The organism is Pacificitalea manganoxidans (assembly GCF_002504165.1).
Classification (GTDB): Bacteria; Pseudomonadota; Alphaproteobacteria; order Rhodobacterales; family Rhodobacteraceae; genus Pacificitalea; species Pacificitalea manganoxidans.
Genome location: NZ_CP021404.1, coordinates 180,006 through 206,410, shown reverse-complemented (window position 1 = coordinate 206,410; position 26,405 = coordinate 180,006). Strand labels below are relative to the sequence as shown.

Below are 26,405 nucleotides of genomic sequence, written 5' to 3'. Positions count from 1 at the left end.
ACGTGGCAGGCAGGGCGATGGTCAGAACGGTGGAGACCACGAAGGGACCGGGCGGGGACGGGGCCGTTCCCTCTCTCACCGCGCCCCCGCCTGAGGAGGACAGCGCGGCCATCCTTCGCCGCGCGCGGCGGCGGCAGGCAATCCAACGGCGCCAAAACAATGCTCTGCAATCCGCTCCTGCGGTGCGGTTGATCGAGGTGCCCGCCCCGGCGCGCGCCGCGCGATTGCGCTGGCGGCACTGGTCGCTTGTGGGCAGCTTCGCAGTGCTGGTGCTGCTGCCCGCAGCGCTTGCGGCATGGTATCTGTGGACCCGCGCCGCGGATCAGTATGCCTCCACCGTCGGCTTTACCGTCAGAACAGAGGAGGCAAGCCCTGCCTTTGCCTTCCTTGGCGGGTTGGGCGATTTGTCGGGTGCAAGTTCTTCGGACACGGATATCCTGTATAAATACATTCAAAGTCAGGAGCTTGTGCGCCAAATCGATTCACAGCTCGGCCTTAGGCATCGCTTCGCCGGCGCGCCGGATGACCCCATCTTCGCGCTTTCTCCCGCAGGCGGGATCGAGGCGCTGACACGCTATTGGTCCCGGATGGTGCGCGTGGACTATGATCCGACCGCTGGGCTGATCGAGGTCGAGGCGCGCGCCTTTACCCCCGGCGATGCCCAGATGATCGCGCAGGCGATATTCGCGGCGTCGAACCGCATGATCAACCGGCTCTCTGACATCGCCCGGGCGGATACCACGCGCCACGCGCAACAGGATCTGGACGATGCCACCGCCCGGCTGAGAGAGGCGCGCGAGGCGGTCACCGCCTTTCGCAATCGCACGCAGGTCGTCGATCCCGGCATCGATATCCAAGGGCAGATGGGGCTGCTGACCTCATTGCAGGCACAGCAAGCCGAAACGCTGATCGAGTTCGACCTATTACGAGGATCGACCCGCGCCGGGGATCCCCGGATCGCACAGGCAGAGCGGAAGATCGCCGTGATAAACGCGAGGATCGAGGAGGAGCGGCGCAAGATCGGCGCCGCTGCCGATGGTCAGGACAGTGCAGGCGGTTACGCAGATCTGGTCGGCACCTATGAACGGTTAAGCGTGGATCGCGAGTTTTCGGAAACCGCCTATCTTGCCGCCCGGGCGAGCTTTGACACGGCGGTGGCGGAGGCCCGCCGGCAAAGCCGCTACTTGGCCGCCTATATGTCGCCCACGCTGCCCGAAACGCCGCTTTACCCACGGCGGGTTTCGATCCTGTTGATCCTTGTCGCTTTGTCTGTCGGCATCTGGTCGATACTGGCGCTGGTGGCCTATTCGCTGCGGGACCGCCGGTGATCCGGTTTCAGCAGGTCAGCAAGCGTTACCCGAATGGATCGGTCGTTGCGCGCGACGTCACAGCCGACTTACCCGGCAACCGCTGCATCGCACTTCTGGGCCGCAACGGCGCTGGCAAATCGTCCCTCCTGCGCATGATTGCGGGAAGCCTGCGCCCCGATCGGGGGCGCATTTCGATCACCGGGCAGGTGTCGTGGCCGGTGGGGTTTCAGGGCAGCTTCCATCCTGATTTGAGCGGCGCGCAGAATGTGCGCTTCGTCGGGCGAATCTACGGGGTCGACACAGACGAGCTGCTCGACTTCGCTATGGGGTTTGCGGCCTTGGGACGCCAGATACATCACCCGGTCCGCACCTATTCGACGGGGATGAAGGCCCGGCTGGCCTTTGCCGTCTCAATGGGTATCCGGTTTGACACCTATCTGGTGGATGAGGTCGTGTCCGTCGGCGATGCCGCTTTCCGCGAAAAAAGCGAGGCGGTGCTTATCGACCGCATGTCGACGAGCGGCGCGGTCGTGGTCAGCCATTCGATGCCGATGCTTCAGCGGCTTTGCACCGCAGGGGCCGTGCTGGAGGGCGGAAACCTGACCTATTACCCCAATCTGAACGAGGCGATTTTGGTCCATGAACGCAACCTGCGGACGGAGCCGGAGCCTGAGGGCGCCTGACCCCGTCGCCTGTCAGACCAGCAAAATCGCCCCGGTCGGATCGCCATGATAGCCCAGCAGGGTCAGTTGATCATCGCTGCCGAAGTCAAATGTGAACCCCGCGTCGGACTGCTGCCCGTATCGTGACACCAGATCCTCGGCACTGCTGACAGTGCCCACCAATGCGCTGTCGAACATCAGCCGATCCTGCGTGTCATTGAAATCAGCAACCCGGTCCATACCCATGTCGTTTTGGAAGACGAACTGATCGCGCCCGCTACCCCCGACAAGGTAATCCGCGCCCGCGCCACCGTTCAGCCTGTCATTGCCGTTGCCGCCGTTAAGCCGGTCCGCGCCGCCATCCCCCCACAAACGGTCATTGCCACCGCCCGCAATCAGGCGGTCCGCATCGGCCCCGCCGAACAGCATACCCCGGCCCGACCCGTCATAAAGCACGTCGCGTCCCGCCCCGCCGCTGTAGCAATTGTTGCCGCTGCCACCGATGAGGCTGTCATTGCCGCTTCCGCCTTCTAGCGTGTCATCGCCATCGCCGCCGATCAGACGGTCATTGCCAACACAGCCTTGCAGCCGATCATCGCCCGCGTTGCCGGTAAGGATGTCATGCCCGGAATTACCGATGAGCCAGTCATCCCCGTCGCGACCCATGATGAAATCAGCCCCAGCCCCGCCGCGGAGCGTGTTGTCCCCCTCATTGCCGCGCAGGTCATCGGCATGATCGGAGCCGAGCAGATCCTCGATCCCGCGATACCGGTCACCTTCGGCCTCGCCCGTATTTTCGCTGTTCAGCAGCAGATCGGCGCGGAGCCCTCGGCTGGAGCCGGCATAGCTGGCTGTATCCCGCCCGGCGCCGCCGTCCAGCAGGTCCGCGCCCGCGCCCCCGCTGAGCACATCGTCACCGCGCATCCCCAGCAGGCGGTTGTCGCCATCATTGCCCGTTAGCATGTCGGCCCCATCGCCGCTGACCACATTTTCAAACGCAGCGGCATCACCGATCTCGGCCCAGTTCTGCCCATCGACCTGCAATTGGCCCCCTGCCCGCAAATCCAGCGCGACATCGCCCGCCAGCGCCGCGAGGTTCAGCCAGTCAGTGCCGCCATCGGTATCGGTCAGCACGCGCCGCTCGGTTTCCACATCGGCCAGTTCCAGAAAGTCATCGGTGATGGTGTGGACGCTGTCGGAATCAGCACTGGCCCCCCGGAAACTCAACACCGCGTCGCGCAGGGTGCCCGCGCCATCGCCGCGCGCATCGGTCAGGCGGACGGTCCAAGTGCCCGCGCTGCTCATGCCGCGCGCGCCGGTCACCGCAAAGGTGTATTCGCCACCGAAGCCGACCTGCCCCCGCTCCTGATCGAACAGCAAATAAGTCTCGCCGCCCGGACCGATCAGCTCCACCGTCAGATCCCCGTCATAGGCGTGATCGACGGAGACGGTGACAAAGATATGCTCGACGGTAATGTCGCGGCTCACCGAAATTTCCGCATCCAGAACACCGCCGTCGGGGATGGTGTCATTGCGGCCCGACCAACTGCCGCTCGCCGTGCGGTCATTGGCCGAGGTCGCGGCCTCCGGGCGCATGGTTTGCCAGACTTCCGCCATCCGCACGGCGGCAAAGGCATCGACCATGCCGAAACCGTGGCTGATGTTGAAGCTGAGCCCACCACCATTCCATGTGGTCGCCCCGTTCGACATCCACGCGCCCATCTCATAGCCGGAAGGCCCGTCGCCAAAGTCGGACCCGGTCTGCGCGGCGGAAATCGCGAGGATTTCGTGCACATCGCGCCAGCCCAGACCCGGCGCGGCCTCCAGCATCAGCCCGATCACACCGGCAACCACGGGGGTCGCGGCGGACGTTCCGCCGAAACCAGTGGTGTGGTCCCCGTAGGAATAGCCGCCATCGGTCATGTCGGTGGTGACAGAGGCCGCAGGCGCGGTAATCGACACGTTCGACCCCCAGTTGGAATAGGATTGCGGCAGGCCGCTTTTCTGTGTGGCGGCGACGACCAACACCACCTCGGAGTTGTTCAAGCCCTCGCCCTGGGCATTGCCATAGGTCCGGTGCGATCCCTGAATGGAGCTGCTATGCGCGTCGTTGCCTGCCGCCTTGGTAATCAGGGTGCCAAGCCCGTCCCGCCCGGTTTCGGCTGCGTGGACGAACGCCCTATGCGTGATCTGCGCGCCGGTGTTGGTGTCACCGATATCCTGTGCGGAGCTATAGGTTCCAAGAGCCCCCCAGCTATTGCTGACGACATCGAAGTTCGCGGCGTGTTCGACCGAGTCGATGTAGGTTTCCCGGTCGGAGGAGATGTAGTGTTGCAGGTGGTTGAGGTAATCAACCCCTGCCACGGTTGCACCCCACGCCACACCGACGCCGCCGATGTCGTTGGCTTCCGCAGCGATCAAGCCTGCGCAGGCCGTGCCGTGACCGTCGCCGCTTCCATTGGGCTGGCCATCATCCCGGCCCCGCCCCGAGCGCCCGTCGTAATGCAGGGTTTCGTCGTAATTGTCGTCAAGGTCGGGGTGATCCGCCTCGGTCCCGGTGTCGAAGACACCCACCTTTACCCCCGCGCCGGAATAGTCATCCCAGATGGTTTCGATATCGCCCAGCAGATCGAAATGCCATTGCGACGCATAGAGCGGGTCGGTCGGTTTCATAGGTCAGTCCTCGCATAATCACCGACCTTGTCTTGCGCTGCTCAGCCTTTCGAAACGTTTAAGCAATCATGGCCCAAACCGGGCAATCCTTTCAAATCCGACCCAGCGCCGCCGCCACGCCAAGAGCCAGCGTGCCCCCCATCCCCTGACGGTGCGCGCCGGACCGCCAGAACCCCGTCGCGCCGCTCGCCCGCCCGGCGATGAAACGATCCATCTGGGCGCGCGCGTCCGGGGTCATCCACGGGCGGGCGGCATTCAACGCGAACATCTGCCGCTCCACATCCGCGCGGAACCGACCCGTCAGCAGGGCCAGACCCCGCTTGGCCCGCGCCGAGAGGGCGCGATTGTCTCCCACCGCGTTGCCGCCGTGCTGACGATAGGCCAGCGCGGGCTGCGGATCATAAAGCACACTGCCGTTGCAGCCGGTCATCACCTGATACGCCCACCAGTCATGCGCCGCGGGGGCTGTGCGGGGCAGGCATCGACGCAGCAGATCAGCCCCGGCCCGATTCAGCACGATGGTGTTGCCACCCGCGAGGCTTTGCACCAGCGCATTGCCGAAACTTGGCGGCAGGCGCGGCAGCCGCGACAGATGCGTGGGGCTCAGATCCGCTGCGGTGACACAGCTGCGGCCACAATACATGCCCGGCCGGTCGCCTAGCGGAGCCAGCGCCCGCATTGCGCGGTCAAGTTTGTCGGGAAACCACACATCGTCCTGATCGCAGAAAGCGACAGGCCCCGGCGGCGCCTGTCCAAGTAAATGCATAAAATTGGCCGCATGTCCCTGCCCCGGACCGTCAATTAGGCGGATATCGCGCCCCACCCGCGTCGCGAACCGGTGTAGCAGGGCCGGCCCATCATCATCGGACCCGTCGTCCGAGACCAGCAAACGCCAACGAGGCCCGGTCAATCGCAGCAGGCTGCTTAGCTGTGCCGGCAGGTAGGTTTCCCCCTGATAGAGGGCCAGCAGAATGGTAACCGTGTCGCGCATCAGGCATTCCTTGGCAAAGCGGATGGCCCTGCCTAGCGCTTATAGATTGCCAATCGGTTAGGAGCCGCGGGCAACCTGCGCACGGAAATCGCGCGGCGCATGGCCGGTAGCGGCGCGGAAGGCCTTGGCGAAATGCGCGGGATCTTCGTAGCCCAGATCATAACCGATCTCCGCCACCCGCCGGGCGGTGTAGGCCAGTTCGCGGCGCGCTTCGAGCATCACGCGCTCGCGGATCAGCGCCGATGCGGTCTGGCCGGTCACGGCCTTACACGCGCGGGTCAGATGCGAGGCTGTGCGGTGCAGCGCCGCGGCATAGAACACCGTTTCCTTCTGCGCACGGAATTCACGCTCCAGCAAATCCAGAAACGCGGTGACGAGCCCCCCGTAGGCCGAGCGCGGCTGCCGCGCGGCGATGCCACCGCTGGCCCGAATAGCCCACAGCGCCAACAGCACGATCCGCGCGCGCAGCGCCTCTGTCCGGTAAGGGTCGCGGGCTGCGTGTTCCCGCGCGATCTCCTGCATAAGCGCCGTGAATTGCGCATCCGCTGCCCCCAACCACGGTGCGACCAGATCGGCGGCGGCCTGTTCCATCGCCTCGGTCAGCGCAGCAACGGGCAGCGTGACGACCAGACCTTGCGCGCCGGGGCTGAAGCGGAACCCATGCGGACAGAGCCGCGGCAGGAAAATCGCGGTGCCGGGGCCAAACTCGTGCGTTCCCCCATCCAGCCGCAGCGCCCCGCCACCTGTGTCTAGCCAGAGAAACTGCACCAATGAGGGATGCCTGTGCATGGCGATTTCCCAATCCAGCGGCCCGGCCCGGTCGCGGATCGTTTCCACATGCAAAAGGTCGGGCAGGCCCGCGCGCTCCCCATAAAGCGCGAAGGCCGGGATCTCGGTGCGGCGCGTCATGCACGATATATACCATTTATTGTCGGCTTCGCCAGCTGCACGGGTCGCCTGATGCGCGATACCTACCGGTAAAGGAGGAACATCATGCGCGTTCAAGTCTGTATCATCGGCGGCGGCCCTTCGGGGCTTCTTCTCAGCCAACTGCTGCATTTGCAGGGCATCGACACCGTGGTTCTGGAGCGGCGCAGCCGCGACTATGTTCTGGGGCGTATCCGCGCGGGCGTGCTGGAATCCGGCATGTGCGATCTGCTGCGCCGGGCGGGCGTGGGAGAGCGGCTCGATGCCGAGGGGTTCGTGCATAACGGCACGCGCATCTCAGCCCGCGGGCATGATTTCCGCATCGATTTCAAAAAGCTCACCGACCGCACCGTAACCGTCTACGGTCAGACGGAGGTGACGCAGGATCTCTATGCCGCGCGCGATGCGATGGACGGCAAGATCATCGAGGAGGCCGAGGGCGTCACCATTCACGAGCCCACGTCCGACGCGCCTTGGGTGACCTACACCAAAGACGGCACCGAACATCGCATCGATTGCGACTGGATCGCCGGGTGTGACGGGTTTCACGGGGTCAGTCGCCAGACCATCCCGCAGGAGCGGCGGCAGGAATTCGAAAAGGTCTATCCTTTCGGCTGGCTTGGCATCCTGTCACGGACGCCGCCTGTCGATCATGAACTGATCTATTCCAACCACCCGCGCGGCTTTGCCCTATGCTCCATGCGCAATGCGAACCTGAGCCGCTACTACGTTCAGGCGCCGGTCGACGATAAGGTCGAAGCATGGTCCGACGACCGGTTCTGGGACGAACTGAAACGCCGCATTCCCGAAGAAGCCGCCGATAAGCTGATCACCGGACCTAGCATCGAGAAATCCATCGCGCCGCTGCGCAGCTTCATCGCCGAGCCGATGCGCTGGGGCCGGTTGTTTCTGGTGGGCGATGCCGCACATATCGTGCCGCCGACCGGGGCCAAGGGTCTGAACCTCGCGGCGTCGGATGTGCATTACCTGTCCCGCGCGCTGATCGCGCTTTACGCAGGTGACGGGGATGAAGGCGTCGAGACCTACAGCACGCAGGCCCTGGCCCGTGTCTGGAAAGCGTCGCGCTTTTCGTGGTGGATGACCAGCACGCTGCACAGCTTCCCCGATCAGGGCGATTTCGGGCAACGCATGCAGGAGGCCGAGATCGCCTATCTGGAACAATCCCCCGCCGCCCAGACCGCGCTTGCGGAGAATTATGTGGGGCTGCCGTATTGAGCAGGCGGTGAAACCTGAGTTGAGGGGAGTGCGACATCTCCTGCCACCAAATGAGCGCAACATGAGCCTGCCCGGGGGATGGCGCTCTATGGGTTGAGCGGGTGTGCTTTATGCCAGCCACATCCCTCTCCGCTCCGAGGTCAGCGTGAGATGGCAAAGCGCCAGCCCGCAGGGACGGGCAGGCGCTCGCCCGCGCGGCCTTCGGCCTTGTTCGCGGGCGGGTGCGCGTAGCTCGAAGGCTGTCGGGCGTGGACATTTTAATTGCCACACCAGCCTGCCTGGGGAATGGCGCTGACGGATGAGCGGGTGCGCTTGATCCCAACCGAAGTGCTCGCCCGCGCGGCTTCGCCTTGTTCGCGGGCGGATGCGCTCACCCCGTCGCGCGCCGGTCCCTACGAAAAACGCCAGCCCACAGGGGCTGGCGTTTCATCCTCACCGCTTGGCGCCGCAACGCTTGTCAGGCGGCCTTCTTCGGATGTTTGCCGAGGATGATCATCCCCAGCAGATCATCGTCGGTCACGTCGGACACATCGACCGTGCCGACCAGTTCACCGTTCTTCATCACCGAGGCGCGGTCGCACAGATGCATCACGTCGTGGATGTCATGCGAGATCAGGAAGATGCCGATACCGTCAGCTTTCAGTTGCTGGATCAGTTCCGACACCATCTGCGTCTCATGCGGGCCAAGCGCGGCGGTGGGTTCGTCCATGATCAGGATGCGGGCGTTGAAATAGACGGCCCGCGCAATTGCCACGGATTGCCGCTGGCCACCCGACAGCGCGCTGACCGGGGCTGCGAACTTGGTGAAATTGGGGTTGAGGCGCTGCATGATCTTGCGCGTCTCAGCCTCCATCGCGTCATCGTCGACAAAGCCCAGCGGCGATACCAGTTCCCGACCCAGAAACAGGTTCGAGGCCGCGTCCAGATTATCGGCAAGCGCCAAGGTCTGGTAGATCGTCTCGATGTTGTATTTCCGGGCATCCCGCGGGTTGGTGATCGTCGCCTTTTCGCCGTTGATAAAGATCTCGCCCTCATCAGCCTGATAGGCACCCGACAGGATCTTGATCAGGGTCGATTTGCCAGCGCCGTTATGGCCCAAAAGCCCCACGACCTCACCGGGCATCAGATCGACGCTGACGTGATCGACGGCCTTCACGCCGCCGAAGGCGATCGAAATGTTGCGCATTTCGACAAGGGGTGTCTGTTGCGTGTCAGCCATCATTTCACTCCCGCCCGCTTCCGATAGATGATGTCGATGAGCACAGCCAGCACCAGCACGGAGCCGACGACGATGTTCTGGAACGGCGCGTCGACGCCCACCATGGCCATGCCCGATTGCAGCGACTGCATGATCAGCGCGCCGAGAATGGCGCCATAGATCGTGCCGAACCCGCCGGATAGAGCCGTGCCGCCGATCACCGCCGCCGCGATCACACGCAGCTCGTCGAGCGTGCCGATGTCATTGGCGTGGTTCGTCAGACGGGCGGAGGCCACAGCGGCGGAGAGCGCCGCCAGCATGCCCATGATGGCAAAAACCTTGACCGTCAGGAGCCGGGTGTTGATGCCCGACAGTTCGGCTGCATCCGGGTTACCGCCGGTGGCAAAGATGTAGCGCCCCAGCCGGGTGCGCCGCGCCACGATGGTCATCGCCACGGCGACAAGGATCAGGATCAGCACGGACAGCGGCAGACCGTAGCCGGTGGTAAAGCCTTCGGGCATCACCTCGCCACGCGCTTCGAACATGCGTTCGAGCCGGCGGCTTGGGATTTCGTAGGACGCGAGGATCGCGACGAACCCCATGATCGCGGCCACGGCGAATAGCGACATCAGCGCTTCGGCCCAGACCGGTTTCACCGGGAAATCATGCCGGATTTTGTTGCGACGCGCATTCCACAACGCAGCCACGGCAGCCACGGCACAAACCACGGCCACAACCCAAGACCACGTCACACCCAGCGTGCCGTTGATCCCGCCCAGCCGCATGAAACTCGCGTCGAGCGGGCCGATCGTCTGGCCGCTGGTCAGATACCACGCCACGTTGCGCCAGACGAGCAAACCGCCCAGCGTCACGATAAAGGACGGGATCAACAGATAGCCGATGAGCCATCCCTGAAACGCCCCGATGAGCCCGCCGGCGATCAGCCCCACAACCAGCGCGATGACCCATGTCAGCGGGTGGTTCAGCCCCATGCCCAGCATGTCCGGCACGATCTGTGTCTGCGTCATCGCCATCACGGCGGAACAGGTCGCCAGTAGCGAGCCGACGCTCAGATCGATATGCCGGGTCACGATGACGAAAACCATGCCGGTGGCCATGATCGCGACGGACACGGTCTGGATTGTCAGGTTGAAGATGTTGCGCGCGGTCAGGAACCGCCCGTCGGTGAACAGGTCAAAGCCGATGCACATCAGGATGAACGCCCCGATCATCCCGAGAAGACGGGTATCGAGTTCGAGCACCTGCGCAAAGTTGCGGCGCGGCGTCGGCTTGGCGGTCGTCTGGGTGCTGGCGGGTGCGGTCTGCTCAGCCATGACGGTCCTCCGGGTCCAGGGTTTCAGGAATTTGGGTGCAAAAAAGGCCGCCCCGCTCCGAGGAAGGGCGGCCCGATCTTAAAACATGCCGTGTGGCGTGGATCAGTTGCAGACGGCGGGGCCGTCCGTGACGCCCTGACACAGCGCGTCTTTTTCGATCCAGCCCGCGTCCACGACCACGTTCAGGTTGTCCTGCGTGACCGGGATCGGGTCGAGAAACACAGCCGTCAGTTCGGTGCCCGCGGGGGAGGTCCACGCCTCGGCGCCTTCGACATCCATCGGGGCGGTGCCATCGGCAAGGCTCACCGCGATCTCAGCGGCGCGTTTGCCCAGTTCACGGGCATCCTTCCACACGCTGACGGTCTGGGTGCCTTTGGCGACGCGGTTCAGCGCGGCGTGATCGCCGTCCTGACCCGACACCGGGATACCGTCCATGCCCTGCGCGGTCAGCGCGGCCACGGCGCCACCGGCGGTGCCATCGTTCGACGCCACGACAGCATCCACGGCGTTGTCCTGCGCGGTCAGGATCTGCTCCATGTTGCGCTGTGCGTTGGCGGGCAGCCACGCATCGGTATAGGCCTCGCCCACGATCGTGATCTTGCCGCTGTCGATGGCGTCCTGCAGCACTTCCTGCTGGCCACCGCGGAGGAAGTCCGCGTTGGGATCGGTGGGCGAACCCTTGATCATGACGTAGTTGCCTTCGGGGGCCTGCTCCAGCACGGCGCGGGCCTGCATGCGGCCCACTTCCACGTTGTCGAAGGTCAGGTAGAAGGCGCGGGGATCGTCGATCAGGCGGTCGTAGCCCACGACCGGGATGCCTTCGTCGGCGGCCTGTTGAACGGCGGGGCCGATGGCTTGGCTGTCTTGGGCGAGGATGATCAGGGCGTCGACGCCTTGGGCGATCAGGCTTTCCACGTCGGACAGCTGTTTGGCCGAGGAGCTTTGCGCGTCGGACGAGACGTATTCGGCACCGGCCGCATCGAGCGCCGACTTGATCGCCGCTTCGTCGGTCTTCCAACGCTCTTCCTGAAAGTTGGACCAGCTGACACCGACGGTCAGGCCATCCTGTGCGAGCGCCATGCTCGACACCGACATGCTGAGCAGAGTCGCAGCTGCAACGGTAAATTTCTTCATGGTAATCCTCCCTACTCCCCCGCGCCTCCTGCTTGGGGTATGCAGAATCACTAGCAATATTAAATTCACATTGCAAATTAATTAGCGATCCGCCTGTCAGAGCGCCGCAATGCAGCATCGAGACCGGACTGCCCGGTGCCGCTTACGAATTGATTTTGCGTCTGAATTAATCTATTGCCGAAGATCGGTGCGGGGGAGGAGGCGCCATGCAATTGGACCAGAGAGATGCCAACAGGCGCAGTTTGCTTACGAATATCCGGCTTGCCGGTCAGATCGCGCGTATCGACCTGGCCCAGCGAACCGGCATCAGTCAGGCCAGCGTCACCACCATCACCGCCGAGCTGATCCGCGATGGATTGATCGAGGAGGTTCCGCGCGAAGCAGCCGGGCCCGGCTCCCGTCGCGGACGCCCGCGCGTGGACCTGCGCATCCGGGCCGCCGCCCATATCGTGGCCGGAATGAAGGTGACCGAGCGCACGGTCTCCACCGTCCTGCTGGATTTCGAAGGCAGTCAGATCGGCGAGCATACCTTCCCCCTGCCCGCACCTGATTTCACGCCCGAAGGCTTTGCCGAAGTGCTGCATGCCGCGCTGGAAGCCGCCGCGACCGAGGTGGGGGTCGCATCCGATACGATCTCCGGTATTGGCATCGGGCTTGCCGGCACCGTGGAGGCCAGCACCAATCTGGTGCATTGGTCGCCGCATCTGACCCGACGCAACGTGCAGTTGGGCGCGCTGCTTCAGGAACGGTTTTCTGCGCCGGTCTTTCTGGACAATGACGCCAATCTGGTCGCGATGGCCGAACTATACTTCGGCCACGGGCGGGAGGTCAGCGACTTCCTCGTCGTCACAATCGAAAGCGGCGTCGGGCTGGGCATTGTGCTGGGCAACGAGATCTATCGCGGCGCGCGCGGCTGTGGTGCGGAATTCGGCCACACCAAGATCCAGCTGGACGGGGCGCTCTGCCGGTGCGGTCAGCGCGGCTGTCTTGAGGCCTATGTGGCCGATTACGCGCTGCTGCGCGAAGCGGGGCACGAAGACGCCTTTGCCACATGGGGCGCGCAGGATCACCGGATGAAAACGCTGATCGATGCCGCGCTGTCCGGAAACGCGCGCGCCGCCGATATCGTTGACCGTGCCGGACGGATTTTTGCGCTGGGGCTGGCCAATCTTGTCAACATCTTCGACCCTCAGCTCATCATCCTGTCGGGGGAGCGGATGCAGTTCGATTACCTCTATGCCGAACAGGTCATGGAGGCGATGCGCGACAGCATCATTCAGGTCGATATGCCGCCGCCCGAAGTGGTGATTCACCGATGGGGCAACCACATGTGGGCCAAGGGCGCGGCGGCCTATGCAATCGACCGTGTGGCGGAAATCGCCCTGCGCGACATGTCTGACAATGCGGCCTGAGCGGCTTTCCCTGCTGCTGATCGCGTGCGCGGGGGCGGCTGCGGCCCAGCCGGATGTGCCTGTTTTTGCGGATCGAAGCGCGGGCATCACCCATGCCTATACCGGCGGATGGGAGCATTTCGTGGGGGGCGGCGTCGCGGCTTTCGATTGCGATGGCGATGCGATGCCCGAACTCTACGCCGCCGGAGGTAGCAGCTCGGCCACCTTGTTGCGCAACCGCACCGCTGCGCGTGGCGCGGCGCTGAGATTTGAGCCTGACACACCGCAATCGCTTGCCCTGACAGGTGTGACCGGGGCGTGGCCGCTGGACATCGACAGTGACGGGCATACGGATCTGGCGGTGCTGCGCGTGGGTGCGAACGTGCTGCTGCGCGGTGACGGAGCCTGCGGGTTTGCGCCCTTCGACGATCTGCATCTGGCGGACGAGGCCCGTTGGAGCACGGCGTTCTCCGCGACATGGGAACAGGGCGCGGCGCTTCCGACGCTGGCGATTGGCAATTATGTCGACCGCGACGACCCGAAGGGCCCGTTTGGGGCCTGCGACAGCAACCGGCTCTACCGCCCCACCCCGACAGGCTACGCCGCACCGCAGGTTCTGGAACCCGGCTATTGCGCGCTGTCGATCCTATTCACCGATTGGGGCCGTCATGGCCGCGCCGACCTGCGCATTTCCAATGACCGGCACTACTATGTGCGCGGCGGCGAGGAACAGCTATGGGCGATGGAGGATGCCCCCCGGCTGTTCACCCGTGCCGATGGCTGGGAAAGCTATGTGATCTGGGGCATGGGCATTGCCAGCCGCGATCTCGACGGGGACGGGCTGGCCGAGGTGTATCTGACGTCGATGGGCGATCAGAAACTGCAGAGCCTCGTCGGCGCCAGCGCCCCGGCCTATCGCGATGCGACCTATGATCGGGGAACGACGGCGCATCGGCCCTATTTCGGCGATGACGGGCGGCCTTCGACCGGGTGGCACGTTGCCTTCGGCGATGTCCAAAATGACGGGCACGACGACATTTTCGTGGCCAAGGGCAATGTCGACCAGATGCCCAGCAACGCAATGGAAGACCCCAACAACCTGCTGCTGCAACAACCTGATGGCAGTTTTGCAGAGCAGGGTCTGACGGCGGGAATAGGCACTGTGGCCCGGGCGCGCGGTGCGGCATTGGCGGATCTGAACCTTGACGGACGGCTCGACCTTGCCGTCGTCAACCGGCGCGCGCCGATGGAAATCTGGGAAAACACCGGCCCCGCGCCTGGCCATTGGCTGCAACTCCGCCTGACGCAGCCTGCGCCCAACCCGGACGCCATCGGGGCCTTTATCGAGGTCGAGGCAGACGGCATCCGCTACACCCGCGAACTGACGGTGGGGGGCGGGCATGGCGGCGGCAGCCTGTTGCCCGAACATTTTGGACTGGGCGACACGCAGCAGGTGAGGCTTCGGGTGATCTGGCCCGACGGCGGGACCAGCGATTGGGCCGAAACAGACACGGATCGCTTGCTTCAGGTCACACGCGACGGCACAGCGCTGGCGCTAGTGCCCTACTGATCGACAGGCAGGCCGCTCGGCACCGTGGGGGGCACGCCAAGGTGGCTTACGTCGTCGGTGAGCGCGGCGAGGAAGGCCATAAGCTCAGCCACCTGCGCATCGCTAAGCGTGACCGGCGCCAATTCATTCGCGGCAGCGATGGCATCGGTTTCGGCTGGGTCCCGCAGGGCATGCAGATCCTCCGCACCGGCCAGATCCGGCAGCACCGCCTGCGCAGGGTCGTAGCCGCGCAACGCGGCGATAGGGTCCAGATGGTGCCGCACGACACCTTCCAGCGTGGCATAGGCCCCGTCATGCCCATAAGGCGCAGTCAGCGTCACATTGCGCAGGGACGGCGTGCGAAAGCGATAGGCGTCCTCTGCCCGGCCCGTGACGCGCAGTCGCCCGGTATCGCGGTAATGCGTTTCGAACCGCCCCTTTTTCCCCGGTCCGATCTGCGGCATCGCGATGGCGTGAAAGGCATGATCGGTCTGGAATTGGCCGGCATGGCAGGTGCTGCATCCCGCCTCCCCGTAGAACAACTCCATCCCGGCCAGCGCCGGACCTGTGAGCGGCGCCTCGCCCCGCAGATGCCGGTCGAACGCGCTGTCATCCGCGCGCCACTCATGCGCGATGAAGGCCGCGATTGCGTCAGATATATCGGTGAAGTGAATGTCCGCGTCCTGCCCGAGGATCGCGTCGAAAGCGGCTCTATACGGCGGGATAGATTCGATTCTGGCCGAAATGATATCCCACGCGCCGCCCTCGCTCGACAGCAGGCCCATCCGCACGGCGCGTGATACATCGCTTTCGCCGTAATGGCCTGCCATCTCGTCGGGGGCGAGCACCGGGAACATAGACTGCGCCGACAGGACAGAGGCAAAGCCTAGGGCCATATCCTCCCCCAGTGGCGTGCGGATACCACCGGGGCGGTCCGGGTCGGCCTCCAGCCGTCCGTCATGGAACATTCGGGTGAATTCAGCGGCGCCGAGGTTAAACAGTGCGGGCGCATTGCGCGGCACCCGCTCCTCCGGCAGGTTGTCCGGGTCGATCACGCGCTCGGGGCCGAGCCCCGTCGCACCATCGCCCAAGCCCAGCGACAGCCCGTCCGACGTGCCGAACCGAGGGTGGTGGCAGGTGGCGCAGGACACCTCGCCGCTGCCCGACAGGATCGGATCGTAGAACAACAATTGCCCCAGCCGCACCTGCGCCATGTCCTGCGCCGGGAACAGCGCATCCGGCGCGGGCAACTCCGCCGCAGTAAGCGCGCTGGCCCCGGCGAACACCGCAATGATGATAGGGCCGATCCGTCCCACGCGTTCCTCCCCGAATGCGCCGCAGAGAGCCGAGGCTCAGCCCTCCGCCGCGCCTTTGATGGCGGGATAGAGCCTGCGATAATGCTGGTATGCGCTTTCGTAAGCTTCGACCTGCGCTGCGATCGGCTCGACCGTGCGGGCGATTTCGGGCTTGGTCATCACGTCTGCCGGGTCGGCATCCGTGACGCCGCAGATCGCCAGCCGCGCGGCCCCCAGCGCCGCGCCGAATTCGCCCTTGGCCGGCAGGTCCACCGGCAGGTTCAGAATGGTGGCCAGCAGCTGCACCCAGTAGTCGGAGCGCGCGCCGCCGCCAATCGCCAGAACCCGGTCCAGCGACGCGCCGGTGGAGCGCAGCGCCTCGAGATTGTCGCGCAGGGCAAAGCCCACACCCTCCATCACCGCATGGATTAGATCCTTAGGACCGGCGCCGATCTCAAGCCCGACCATCGCCCCGCGGATCGTGCTGTCGTTATGCGGCGTCCGCTCCCCCGACAGGTAAGGCAGGAACCGGATGCGGCCCGGATCGCCGATATGATCCCCCAGCAGTCCGGCAAGATCCGAAGGTTGCATGTTCAACAGCCGCAGCAGCCAGTTCAGGCTGTCGGTCGCGGCAAGGATCACGCCCATCTGATACCATGTGCCCGGAATGGCATGGCAGAAGGTATGCACCGCGCTTTCCGGCTTGGGCGCGTAACTGTCGCGCGCGGCCAGCAGCACGCCCGAAGTGCCGAGCGACACGAACCCGTCGCCTTCGCGCATGGCGCCCACACCGCAGGCAGCAGCGGCATTATCGCCGCCACCGCCGACCACGACGACTGCGTCCGAAACACCCCAGCGCGCGGCGATGTCCCCCTGCAATGTCCCGGCAGGGGCGGAGCCTTCGACCAGATCGGGCATCTGGTCGCGGCGCATGCCGCCCGCCTCCAGCAGTCGGTCGGACCAGTCGCGCGCGCCGGTATCGAGCCATGACGTGCCCGCCGCGTCGGACATCTCCGACACGATGCGCCCGGTCAGCGCATAGGTCAGGTAATCCTTCGGCTGCACCACCTTGGCCACGCGGGCGAACACATCGGGTTCATGCGTGGCAGTCCAGATCAGCTTGGGCGCGGTGAAGCCCGGAAACACGATGTTGCCGGACAGCGCGCGCACCTGCGCGGCGGCATCCAGATCGGCAGCTTCGGCATGGGCGCGGGTGTCGTTCCACAGGATACAGGGCCGCAGCACGGCGCCATCAGCGTCCAGCATCGTCGCGCCATGCATATGGCCCGAAATACCGATGCCGCGCAGCGCGGCCCATGATTTCGGGTGTGCGTCCTTCAGCTCGGCGGCGGCGGCATGCATGGCGCGCAGCCATGTGTCGGGATCCTGCTCGGACCAGCCGGCCTTGGGATGGGCGGTTTCCAATGGCTGTTCGGATGCGCCGATGACATCCTGATCTTCGGAAACCAGCACCGCACGCAGACCCGACGTGCCCAGATCGAGACCTAGAAACATATTACCTCCCTCAAGTTTCGTCCTTGATCGGGTAATTAAATTCGTAAGTCAAATTAAACGGGGGTCAGCCTTGCCCAAGATGCGCCTCGCCCCGCGCGCGGGCGAGGGCGATCTGCTTTTGACGCTCGCGGAACCGGGATTTATCGGCCTCGGTCGTCTCAGCGATGCAATGGTGGCAGGATACGCCCTCCTCCCATTCCGCCCGGGCGCGATCCTCGGGCACCAGCGGACGACGGCAGGCATGGCACAGCAGATGCGGCCCCACGGCCAGTCCATGTGTGACGGACACGCGATCATCGAACACGAAACACGCGCCATTCCAGCGGCTGTCCTGTTCCGGCACCTGCTCAAGATATTTCAGAATGCCACCCTTCAGGTGATAGACGTCCTCGACCCCCTGCCCGATCAGGTAGTTGGTGGATTTCTCGCAACGGATACCGCCGGTGCAGAACATCGCCACGCGCTTGTTGTGGAACCGGTGGGCATTGGCCTCCCACCACGCCGGAAACTCGCCAAAGCTGCGGGTGCCGGGATCAATCGCGCCTTCGAAGCTGCCGATGCCGACCTCGTAGTCATTCCGGGTGTCGATCACCACGACATCCGGCGCGTCGATCAGGGCATTCCACTGATCCGCCTCGACATAGTGCCCGACGGCGGCGGTGGGGTCGACGTCGGGCTGCCCCATCGTAACGATCTCACGCTTCAGCCGCACTTTCATCCGGCCAAAGGGCATGGTGTCGGCGTGACTCTCTTTCCATTCCAGCTCAGCGAAGCCGGGGATCGCGCGCAGATGGGCAATCAGCCGGTCAATGCCCGCACGCGGTCCGGCGACGGTGCCGTTGACCCCCTCGGGCGCAAGCAAAAGCGAGCCGCGCAACCCCGCATCGGCACAAAGCGTCAGCAGCGGGTCACGCAGTGCTGCCGGATCAGGCAGACGGGCGAAATGATAGAGGGCGGCAACGGTAATCATGCCCGTCAGATAGGCGAGCCGCGCGCCGGATACCAGCCTGCCGATTGACCCCGCCCCCGGCCCTGCCTACCCCTGTGGGACCAAAGGAGACCGCCATGACCCGAGCCTTGATCGTGATCGATGTCCAGAATGACTTCTGCCCCGGCGGTGCGCTGGCCGTTGCCGAAGGCGATAGCGTGGTGCCCCGCATCAACGCGATGATGGCAGAGACCGGGACCGTCGTGCTGACACAGGACTGGCACCCTGCGGGGCATGGCAGCTTTGCCTCCAGCCACGAAGGCAAGGCGCCGATGGAGACGATCACCCTGCCCTATGGCGAACAGGTTCTGTGGCCCGATCATTGCGTGCAGGGCAGCACAGGCGCGGCGTTCCATCCCGGCCTACGCACCGACCCCGCCGATCTGATCCTGCGCAAAGGCACGAACCCTGCGATCGATAGCTATTCGGCCTTCTTTGAGAATGACCGCTCCACCCCCACGGGGCTGGACGGCTGGCTGCGGACGCGTGGCATCACGACCGTGACGCTGGCCGGGCTTGCCACCGATTTCTGCGTGCAGTTTTCGGCGCTGGACGCGGTAAGGCTGGGGTTCGAGACAGAGGTGGCCCTAGATGCCTGCCGGGGCATCGACCTTAATGGCTCGATGGAGGCGGCATTAACCGCGATGCGCGCGGCGGGCGTCACCCTGACAGAGCGCTAACCCCACCCGGTCTTTCCCTCCGCCGCAAACCCGCCTAGCCTGCGGCGCAACTGCGCAACTGAGAGGCCCCGGCGGCACATGGTCGACATCGCGAACCGCGTCTGGAATCGCCAGTGGAAGATCGACCCGATCGTCCGCTCGCTGATCGATACCGATTTCTACAAGCTGCTGATGTGTCAGTCGGTGTTTCGCAATCGGCGCGACACGCAGGTCACGTTCTCGCTCATCAATCGCAGCAAATCCGTCCGGCTTGCCGAACTGGTCGATGAGGGCGAACTGCGCGAGCAGCTTGACCACATCCGCTCCCTGTCGCTGACGCGCGGTGAAAGCACATGGCTGCGCGGCAATACCTTCTACGGCAAACGTCAGATGTTCCGCCCCGATTTCATGGAGTGGTTCGAGCAGCTTCGCCTGCCGCCCTACCATCTGGAAAAGCGCGACGGCCAGTATGAACTGACCTTCGAAGGCAGCTGGCCCGAGGTGATGCTATGGGAGATCCCCGCGCTTGCCGTCCTAATGGAACTGCGCGGTCGCGCTGTGCTGGGGCGGATGGGCAAGTTCGAGCTTCAGGTGCTTTACGCCCGCGCGATGACCCGGCTGTGGGAAAAGATCGAAACCCTGCGCGGCGTCGAGGGGCTCAAGATCGCAGATTTCGGCACCCGCCGACGCCACAGCTATCTCTGGCAGGATTGGTGCGTACAGGCGATGATGGAGGGGCTGGGTGACAGCTTCACCGGCACGTCGAATTGCCTCATCGCCATGCGGCGCGATATCGAGGCCATCGGCACCAACGCGCATGAATTGCCGATGGTCTATGCCGCCTTGGCCGAAGATGACGCCGCGCTGGCCCGCGCGCCCTATCAGGTTCTGGCCGATTGGCACGAAGAGCATGACGGCAATCTGCGCATCATCCTGCCTGACACCTATGGCACGAAGGGTTTTCTGGACAATGCGCCGGAATGGCTGGAAGGCTGGACCGGCATCCGCATCGACAGCGGCGACCCGGCCACCGGCGCGGAAAACGCAATCGCATGGTGGGAAAGCCGGGGCGAAGATCCGCGTGATAAGCTCGTGATTTTCTCTGACGGGCTGGATGAACAGAAGATCATCGATCTGCACCGACAATTTTCAGGGCGGGTGCGTGTCAGTTTCGGCTGGGGTACGCTGCTGACCAACGATTTCCGCGGCTTGGTCAAGGACGATCAACTGGCGCCCTTCTCGCTGGTGTGCAAAGCCGTGCGCGCCGATGGCCGCCCCACCGTGAAGCTGTCCGACAATCCCAACAAGGCGATGGGCCCGGCTGACGAGATCGCCCGTTACAAGCGCGTGTTCGGCGTGGGCGATCAAACACGGCAGGATGTCGTCGTCTAAGCGCAGGCCTTTCGGCGCGCGTATGTCCATCAATCGCGGCTCAGGGGCCGGGGTCGACCTTGCCACGCAGGGATTTGACCTCTCCTCGGACCTTTTTGGCCTTCAACCGGCGTTTTTTGGAGCCAAGCGTGGGGCGCGTCGCGATGCGGCGTTTGGGTTGATGCGTGGCCTTTTCGACCAGTTCCGCCAACCGTTCCCGCGCAATTTCACGGTTGCGCGCCTGACTGCGTGTGTCCTGCACAAAAATCACCACCGCCCCATCTGACGTCCAGCGGCGTCCGGCCAGCCGCCGCAGCCGCTGCTTTACCACAGGCGGCAGGGATGGGGAGGATTGCGCCTCGAACCGAAGTTCGACAGCGGTCGAGACCTTGTTGACGTTCTGCCCGCCCGGCCCGGAGGCGCGGGTGAAAATCTCGGTCAGTTCCCAGTCCTGAAGGGCGATTTGATCGGTGATGTGCAGCATGCGTAACAATCGGTCGCGTCAAAGAAAGAAGGGCCGCCCGGTGGGCGACCCTTCGCGAGAATGGAAAGGAGACGGGTCTTGATCCGCCCCGGTGGTGCTATTTTGCGACCCCCGACTTGGACCCGACGTAATTCTCCAACATCTCTTTAGACACTGGACCACCTCCTTTCCTTGTTGCTGTTATCTAGGAGGTTGGCACGCCTGTGCGATCTGTCAAGCCATTTCCGTGCGATTGCCTGGCACCCGGCTGACGATCAGACGGAACGGCACCAGCGCGATCATCGCCAGCGACAGCTTTACCATCCAGTCGGCCAGCGCGAGCGACATCCACAGTGGCACGATTGGGCCGGTGCCCAGCAGCGGCACCCCCTCCTGCGCCCAGCCGGGCACAGACCCCGGTTCGATCCAGTTGAACGCAGCCGCGAAGGCGATGGAGAAAAACACGGCCGTGTCCAAGGCCGAACCGATGATGCTGGACGCCAGCGGCGCCCGCCACCACTTGCCCCCGCGCATGCGATCAAACACCGCGATATCAACAAGTTGCGCCAGAATAAACGCGGTGCCGGAGCCGATTGCAACGCGCAAGGTAACGGCAGGACCGGTCACGCCCGGCTCAAATTCGACCATGATCTGGGTGCCGATCAGCGAGCACAGAACCCCCACGACAAAGCCCGCCAAGACGACCTTACGCGCGGGGCCGGGGCCGTAAATCCGGTTCATGACATCGGTGACAAGGAAGGCGAACGGATAGGTGATCGCGCCCCATGTCAGCCAGTCGCCCAGCAGATGTTGCACGAGGATATTGGAGGCCACGACAATGGCGGCCATGGCGATAACGCCAATGAAATATTTGCGAGTCATTTTTGATGCCCGTTTTTTAGACAAGGTAGCGGCGACTTGTTCCCGCACCCTGCGGGACGCGGCTGTCTAAACGGCACCCCCGGCCTCACGCAAGGCATATTTCAGTCACGCAGCGTGACTTCGACGATCTCGCTGCGTTGATAGGGGCGGAAATTATTGTCGGTCATCATGACCGCGCGCAGGGTGCCCGACCCGTCGCGCCAGATCGCCAGCCCTTCGAGATTGCCATGAGTCAGGCGACTGCTTTCATACAGGATCTCGCCCCCGGTCTCGGAGAAATCGGCAGGAAACCGTCGGATACGGGATGCAAAGCCGAACCCGTTGAAGCTGCGCTCCAACAGGTAGAACTGCCCCTCCGGTCCGAAATCCGCGCCGACGGGCATCCACAGACCATCACGGCGCAGGCGCGCGACCTCATCCCAATCGTCCCCTCCGGAATAGCGCCAGACGGGGAATGGCGCATACAGGCTACTGGAGCGTTCCGGCAGGGTGTAAAGCCGCCCCTGCGCATCGATGGCCAATGCCTCCAACCCGCTGTTATTTTGCAAGCTGTCGTAGCCAGGTGTGCGCGGCATCCACGCGGCAGGGCCATCTGCATCGGCATAGGTCCAGATCCGCGCGTCGCCTTCGAACGAGACGTAGATGCGCCCATCATCGCGCAGCGCCAGTCCTTCGGCATCCATACCATCAGGCCCGGTAACAGCGCCCGTCGTGTCGCGCAGGCGGTTATGCGTGAACCCGGCGGTCCCGGTCAGCGTGCCACCCGCCGTTCGGGTCAGCCTGCCGCTGCCGATGGAGCCACGATCCCCAAGCGTGGTGAAGCGCTCCCCATCGGGGGATACTTCCAGCCCTGACCAGCCGCCGAAATCCTCATCCGATCCGCTGAAAGGCACGCTGCCAGCAGCCGCGCCGATCTCGGCACTGCCCAGAGGGCCGCCCGGCATACAGGCGGCCAGCAGGAAGATCGGCAGAAGTCGCAGGATCAGTTGGCCCGAAGCACCGTGTCGCACTGCGCCGGTAGATCGGCCATGACGTAATCGCGCGCGCCCCGTTTCCGTGGGGCCGGTTTGGCGGGCGCCCCGGTCGATTTCGGCGGGTTCAGGTAATCGGTCACCCACCAATTCAGCGTCTCGTCGCAGCCATTGCCGCCCTTCGACAGCTCGTTCACCGTGGGACGTTGCGTTTCGCACAGACGGCTGCCACGCGGGCATTTCAGCCGGACGTGGAAATGAGTGTTGTGCCCGTAAAGGGGGCGGATCTTTTGCAGCCATGATGTATCCGACCGCCGCGCGTATTTACAGAATTCGACCTTCACCGGCGGGGTGACAAAGATCCTGTCCACCGCAGAATCCTTAGCGGCGGCCTTGATGATCTCGTAATGTGCGCGGGTGAAGTTTGCGTTGACGCTGCGCTGATCGGCGGAGCGCACATTGAGCGAACTGATCCGTTCGCGGTCGGCACGGCTAAGCCTCAGGTTGGTCGCGGGCAGCATCCAGATATCGGCATCTAGCCCGATCTGATGGCTGGCATGGCCCGATGTCATCGGGCCGCCACGGGGCTGCGACATATCCCCGACATACAGCCCCTGCCAGCCCCAGCGCGTTGCCTCTTGGCTGAGCCGCTGCACAAACGCGATCATTTCCGGCTGCGCCCAGTTGCGATTCCGGCTGAGCCGCATCGCCTGCCATGTCGGGCCGGTTTCGGGCAGTTGCACATTGCCCGCCGCGCAGCCCTTGGCATATTCACCGATGGGCTCGGCCTGATGGGGGGAGGCGCTGCGCTGCGCGCCAAACAGCTGATTGGCCTTGGTCTGCGCGATGGCGGGACCGGCCAGCCCGAGCATCAGCGCGGCACAGGCGAGGATTCTGACGACCATTTCTCTGCTCCCTCAACATTGCTTTTCACATAGCGTAGCAGGAACAGGCCGATGAGGAAGAGCACGATCAGCGGTGTCACGCCGATCTGCTGAGATCCGCTCATCCATGTCACCAACCCGATCAACAAGGGCGCGACGAACGAGGTGGCTTTGCCGGCCAGCGCGTAGAGGCCAAAGCTCTGCGTCATGCGTGCGGGATTGGCCTGTCGCACCATCATCGTCCGGCTGGCAGATTGCAGCACCCCGCCCGCCGCACCGATGACCGCGCCCAATCCGTAGAACAAAATATCGGGCAGGTTGGACCCAGCGGGCAGAGGGATGCCAAACAGACTGTCCCGGCTGATGAAGACAAGGCAGACCGACACCCCGGTCAGCAGCCAGACACAGGTCGCAATGGCCGGCTTGGGCCCAAACCGCGTATCGGCATGCCCCCCAAGCCACGCGAAAACTGCCCCCGTGATGATCGCAAGGATACCGAACGTGCCGCTGTCGACCACGGACCAGCCTAGCACCCCGGCGGCATAGACCCCGCCCACGCCATAGATCGCGTTCAGCGCGTCGCGGTAAAACATCGAGGAGGCAAGATAAGCAGCAAGGCTGGGTCGTTGCGGCAGTTCGCGCAGGGCAGTGCCTAGGTCGCGCAACGCGGTGCGGACGCTGCCGCGCGGACGGTCCCGGCGGCGCGGCTCCCGCACGAAGACGAAAAACGGGATCATGAACACCATGAACCAGATGGCGGTGAGCGGCCCGACGAATCGGGTGCCTTCGCGCGTGTCCGGATCGAGCCCCAGCGCCGGGTCCAGACCAATGAAGGTCTTTCCATCCGGGCCCTGCGCGAACAGCGCCAGCATCAGCGCCAGCGCGATCAGCCCGCCCACATAGCCAAACGCCCAGCCATTGCCGCTGATCCGCCCGATCTGCTCGCGCGGGCCAAGATCCGGCAACATGGAGTTTGTGAAGATCGTCGCGAATTCCATCCCCACCAGCCCTAAGGCAAAGAAGAACAACGTGCGGTAAAGGTCGAAATCCTGCGGCTGCGCGAACCACAGCATACCAGCGCCTATGACGTAGAGCGCGGAAAACGCCCAGATCCACGGCATCCGGTTGCCGGAAGTGTCGGCCATACCGCCAAAGATCGGCGCGCAGATCGCGATCACGATACCGGCCAGACCGATCCCCGTCGCCCAGACCGATTGCGCGGTGGTGCCATCGCCCAGCACCTCTTTCACATAGGGGCCGAACACGAAGGTCAGCAGCAGCGTGTTGTAAGGCTGGCTTGCCCAGTCAAAGAAGAACCAGCCCCAGATGCGTTGTCGGGCAGTGGGCGTCATCGCGGCTCTCCTCGTGGCTTGCAGGGATTAATCACCGCGCGGGGCCCGGAGGCAACAGCCCGCGCACAGGTTCGCCCCGCCGCGTGCCCTTTGCGCATCTGGCCTGTGATCTTGGCCGACCGGCGCGTCCCCGCCCGTGACCCGGCTTGCGCGACGCAACGCTGGATTCGCGCGGCGACCGTCGTCTAGTCTGACCCGACATTGGTCCATGAGGGCCCTGACTATCGGACAGCCCATGCCCGCCTCCCGCAGCGCCGCACTTGCTTTCATGCTGGCCTTCGTCCTGCCCGCCGCAGGTCCGGTCGCCAGCGCGGAAACGATCGCGCCACTAGATCATAAAGTGATCTCCGCCCGCGTGGCGGGGCGCGCACTGCGCATTGATGGAACGCGGAACGATGCCACGGGCGCCGTGTCGCCCGCCCCTCCGTTCCAACTCGTGGTGCCTACCGATCGCGACGGCACATGGGGGGCGAGATTGGCGAAATCCCCGAAAAATACGCTGGCGCGTGTCATTTTTACGATGCCGGATGGAGCGTTTGTCGAAAATATCGGCTTTTTTTCAGCCACCCTGCCTTTTTCGGGAACCGAGGCGCGGCTGGAGCGTTTTGCCACCCTCTTGAATTTCAATGTCGTGCCTATACTGTTGAAGGAGTTTCCTGACGGGCAGAAATCCGGGATCCGAAAAACCCGGGTCGGACCTTACGAGGCGGTGGAAATTTTCGGGGGCTACACGCATCCCGACTACGGGCCGATGCAGTGGCGGCTGGTGGGCATCCCCCATCCTGACCGCCGTGACAGCATCTATACGCTCAGCCAGATCGCCCTCCGTTCGATGCCTTTGCCGTCTGTTGACGACTTTGGGCATAGCCTGTCGGGGATGACCTTGGAGAGCATGAGATACATAAAGTGATGCAGAAACGAACAGGACCTACCCGTCTTCTCGCCGCAGGACTTGCCTTCATGCTCCTGCCGCTTCCTGTAACCGCACAAGGCAACGGGGTCTCCTCCCCCATGCGCCCTCTATTCGCCGCCGCTACCGGCCTGTTGGAAACACAGCATATGTCGGTCGATGCGGGGCTGGCCGCCCGCACCGAAAAATCGGTGCCAAGCCCGTTCAGCATCGACCTGCCGGAAAGCGAGTCCATCGCGCTGCGCATTTCCGAAGACACGCCCGGCGCGCTCAGTCAGGTGGATTTCTTTACGCCGCAGGGGCAGTTCGTGGAGTCCCTGCGCTTTACCAATGCCCGTGTCGCGGTGATGGAGGATGACCGGCGGGGCATGGCGATGGCCAACCTGCTGGTGCTTCACACCTTCCCGGCGCTGCAAAAGCGCTACGCCGATGCGCGCATCCACGGATTCGGCAACACTCGGTTGGGTGACAACGATGCCGTGCAGATCTACGGCTCGTTCACCAATGTGACCGGGGAGCGGTTCTTCTTCCGCCATGTCGGCTTCATGCGACCAGACAGCGACAATGTGGTCGTGGGTATTTCGACCGTGCGGCAAAAACTGATGCCCGTGACCAGCCGGGAGCAGTTTCGCAACACCTATGGCGGCTATGCGCTCGAAAGTTTCCGCTTCGCCGAAGATATCGCTCTGGCACAGTAATTCCCTCCGTCG

Annotated in this window: 23 protein-coding genes; 9 read left to right on the top strand and 14 right to left on the bottom strand. The window is 64.1% G+C overall.

The features are described from left to right. The first annotated feature begins 29 nt into the window (after positions 1–29). Both CBW24_RS00950 and CBW24_RS00945 read left to right on the top strand, forming a co-directional pair. Positions 30–1,328, top strand: a complete 1,299-nt coding sequence (locus tag CBW24_RS00950) for a KpsE/RkpR family capsule polysaccharide export protein (RefSeq protein WP_232529926.1) — start codon at positions 30–32, stop codon at positions 1,326–1,328. After that, complete coding sequence (locus CBW24_RS00945; RefSeq protein WP_097372375.1) at positions 1,325–1,993, top strand: ABC transporter ATP-binding protein; 669 nt, start codon at positions 1,325–1,327, stop codon at positions 1,991–1,993. The genes CBW24_RS00950 and CBW24_RS00945 overlap by 4 nt, the downstream gene beginning before the upstream one ends. Positions 1,994–2,005: 12 nt before the next feature. Here the strand turns inward: CBW24_RS00945 and CBW24_RS00940 are convergent, their stop codons facing one another. The 3 genes from CBW24_RS00940 to CBW24_RS00930 form a co-directional block, all read right to left on the bottom strand. Beyond that, complete coding sequence (locus CBW24_RS00940; RefSeq protein ID WP_097372374.1) at positions 2,006–4,645, bottom strand: S8 family serine peptidase; 2,640 nt, start codon at positions 4,643–4,645, stop codon at positions 2,006–2,008. Positions 4,646–4,736: 91 nt separating this feature from the next. After that, positions 4,737–5,636, bottom strand: coding sequence for a glycosyltransferase (locus CBW24_RS00935; RefSeq protein ID WP_097372373.1), 900 nt, complete (start codon positions 5,634–5,636; stop codon positions 4,737–4,739). Positions 5,637–5,693: 57 nt separating this feature from the next. Beyond that, entirely contained in the window at positions 5,694–6,545 is an 852-nt protein-coding gene (locus CBW24_RS00930) for a helix-turn-helix domain-containing protein (RefSeq protein WP_198405201.1), read from the bottom strand. 84 nt (positions 6,546–6,629) lie between these two features. Between CBW24_RS00930 and pobA the strand changes: the two genes are divergently transcribed. After that, a complete protein-coding gene (pobA, locus tag CBW24_RS00925) occupies positions 6,630–7,799 on the top strand; it encodes a 4-hydroxybenzoate 3-monooxygenase (RefSeq protein WP_097372371.1) in 1,170 nt (389 codons plus the stop codon). A 457-nt stretch (positions 7,800–8,256) separates the two neighbouring features. Here the strand turns inward: pobA and CBW24_RS00920 are convergent, their stop codons facing one another. From CBW24_RS00920 to xylF, 3 genes are all read right to left on the bottom strand, one after another. Further along, positions 8,257–9,018, bottom strand: a complete 762-nt coding sequence (locus CBW24_RS00920; RefSeq protein ID WP_097372370.1) for an ATP-binding cassette domain-containing protein — start codon at positions 9,016–9,018, stop codon at positions 8,257–8,259. Then, entirely contained in the window at positions 9,018–10,331 is a 1,314-nt protein-coding gene (locus tag CBW24_RS00915) for a sugar ABC transporter permease (RefSeq protein WP_088663027.1), read from the bottom strand. Before CBW24_RS00915 ends, CBW24_RS00920 begins: the two co-directional genes overlap by 1 nt. A gap of 102 nt (positions 10,332–10,433) precedes the next feature. Further along, entirely contained in the window at positions 10,434–11,465 is a 1,032-nt protein-coding gene (gene xylF, locus CBW24_RS00910) for a D-xylose ABC transporter substrate-binding protein (RefSeq protein WP_097372369.1), read from the bottom strand. A gap of 206 nt (positions 11,466–11,671) precedes the next feature. Between xylF and CBW24_RS00905 the strand changes: the two genes are divergently transcribed. Together CBW24_RS00905 and CBW24_RS00900 are read left to right on the top strand one after the other, a co-directional pair. Beyond that, positions 11,672–12,877, top strand: coding sequence for an ROK family transcriptional regulator (locus CBW24_RS00905; RefSeq protein WP_088663029.1), 1,206 nt, complete (start codon positions 11,672–11,674; stop codon positions 12,875–12,877). Continuing rightward, a complete protein-coding gene (locus CBW24_RS00900) occupies positions 12,867–14,426 on the top strand; it encodes a CRTAC1 family protein (RefSeq protein ID WP_097372368.1) in 1,560 nt (519 codons plus the stop codon). Before CBW24_RS00905 ends, CBW24_RS00900 begins: the two co-directional genes overlap by 11 nt. Here the strand turns inward: CBW24_RS00900 and CBW24_RS00895 are convergent. The 3 genes from CBW24_RS00895 to trhO all read right to left on the bottom strand — a co-directional run bounded on the left by CBW24_RS00895 (position 14,420) and on the right by trhO (position 18,185). Then, on the bottom strand, positions 14,420–15,712 hold the full coding sequence (locus tag CBW24_RS00895) for a cytochrome-c peroxidase (RefSeq protein ID WP_374709000.1): 1,293 nt from the start codon (positions 15,710–15,712) through the stop codon (positions 14,420–14,422). The two genes, CBW24_RS00900 and CBW24_RS00895, sit on opposite strands and share 7 nt — an antisense overlap. Positions 15,713–15,757: 45 nt before the next feature. Continuing rightward, positions 15,758–17,215 (bottom strand): xylulokinase, encoded by a 1,458-nt coding sequence (xylB, locus tag CBW24_RS00890; protein ID WP_097372367.1) that lies wholly within the window; start codon positions 17,213–17,215, stop codon positions 15,758–15,760. Positions 17,216–17,279: 64 nt separating this feature from the next. Further along, positions 17,280–18,185, bottom strand: coding sequence for an oxygen-dependent tRNA uridine(34) hydroxylase TrhO (gene trhO, locus CBW24_RS00885; RefSeq protein ID WP_097372366.1), 906 nt, complete (start codon positions 18,183–18,185; stop codon positions 17,280–17,282). Positions 18,186–18,280: 95 nt separating this feature from the next. On the opposite strand from trhO, the gene pncA reads away from it, so the two are divergent. Beyond that, positions 18,281–18,883: a bifunctional nicotinamidase/pyrazinamidase gene (gene pncA / locus CBW24_RS00880; protein WP_097372365.1), complete on the top strand. Its 603-nt coding sequence runs from the start codon at positions 18,281–18,283 to the stop codon at positions 18,881–18,883. Positions 18,884–18,961: 78 nt separating this feature from the next. Next, positions 18,962–20,254: a nicotinate phosphoribosyltransferase gene (pncB, locus tag CBW24_RS00875; protein ID WP_088663034.1), complete on the top strand. Its 1,293-nt coding sequence runs from the start codon at positions 18,962–18,964 to the stop codon at positions 20,252–20,254. Positions 20,255–20,294: 40 nt separating this feature from the next. Here pncB and arfB read toward each other — a convergent pair whose 3' ends face one another. The 5 genes from arfB to CBW24_RS00850 form a co-directional block, all read right to left on the bottom strand. Continuing rightward, positions 20,295–20,717 (bottom strand): alternative ribosome rescue aminoacyl-tRNA hydrolase ArfB, encoded by a 423-nt coding sequence (arfB, locus tag CBW24_RS00870; protein WP_097372364.1) that lies wholly within the window; start codon positions 20,715–20,717, stop codon positions 20,295–20,297. Between the two features lie 213 nt (positions 20,718–20,930). After that, positions 20,931–21,578 carry a queuosine precursor transporter gene (locus CBW24_RS00865; protein ID WP_097372363.1) on the bottom strand — a complete coding sequence of 216 codons (648 nt, stop codon included), beginning with the start codon at positions 21,576–21,578 and terminating at the stop codon, positions 20,931–20,933. Positions 21,579–21,679: 101 nt separating this feature from the next. Beyond that, positions 21,680–22,588, bottom strand: a complete 909-nt coding sequence (locus CBW24_RS00860; RefSeq protein ID WP_232529922.1) for an esterase-like activity of phytase family protein — start codon at positions 22,586–22,588, stop codon at positions 21,680–21,682. Further along, the gene (gene mepA / locus CBW24_RS00855) at positions 22,561–23,454 is read right to left on the bottom strand and encodes a penicillin-insensitive murein endopeptidase (protein WP_097372362.1); all 894 of its coding nucleotides are present in this window, start codon (positions 23,452–23,454) and stop codon (positions 22,561–22,563) included. Before mepA ends, CBW24_RS00860 begins: the two co-directional genes overlap by 28 nt. Beyond that, the gene (locus tag CBW24_RS00850) at positions 23,421–24,785 is read right to left on the bottom strand and encodes an MFS transporter (protein WP_097372361.1); all 1,365 of its coding nucleotides are present in this window, start codon (positions 24,783–24,785) and stop codon (positions 23,421–23,423) included. The genes mepA and CBW24_RS00850 overlap by 34 nt, the downstream gene beginning before the upstream one ends. A gap of 235 nt (positions 24,786–25,020) precedes the next feature. Between CBW24_RS00850 and CBW24_RS00845 the strand changes: the two genes are divergently transcribed. Beyond that, entirely contained in the window at positions 25,021–25,695 is a 675-nt protein-coding gene (locus CBW24_RS00845; RefSeq protein ID WP_097372360.1) for a hypothetical protein, read from the top strand. A 101-nt stretch (positions 25,696–25,796) separates the two neighbouring features. Further along, positions 25,797–26,393: a hypothetical protein gene (locus CBW24_RS00840; protein WP_141100244.1), complete on the top strand. Its 597-nt coding sequence runs from the start codon at positions 25,797–25,799 to the stop codon at positions 26,391–26,393. Positions 26,394–26,405: the final 12 nt, after the last annotated feature.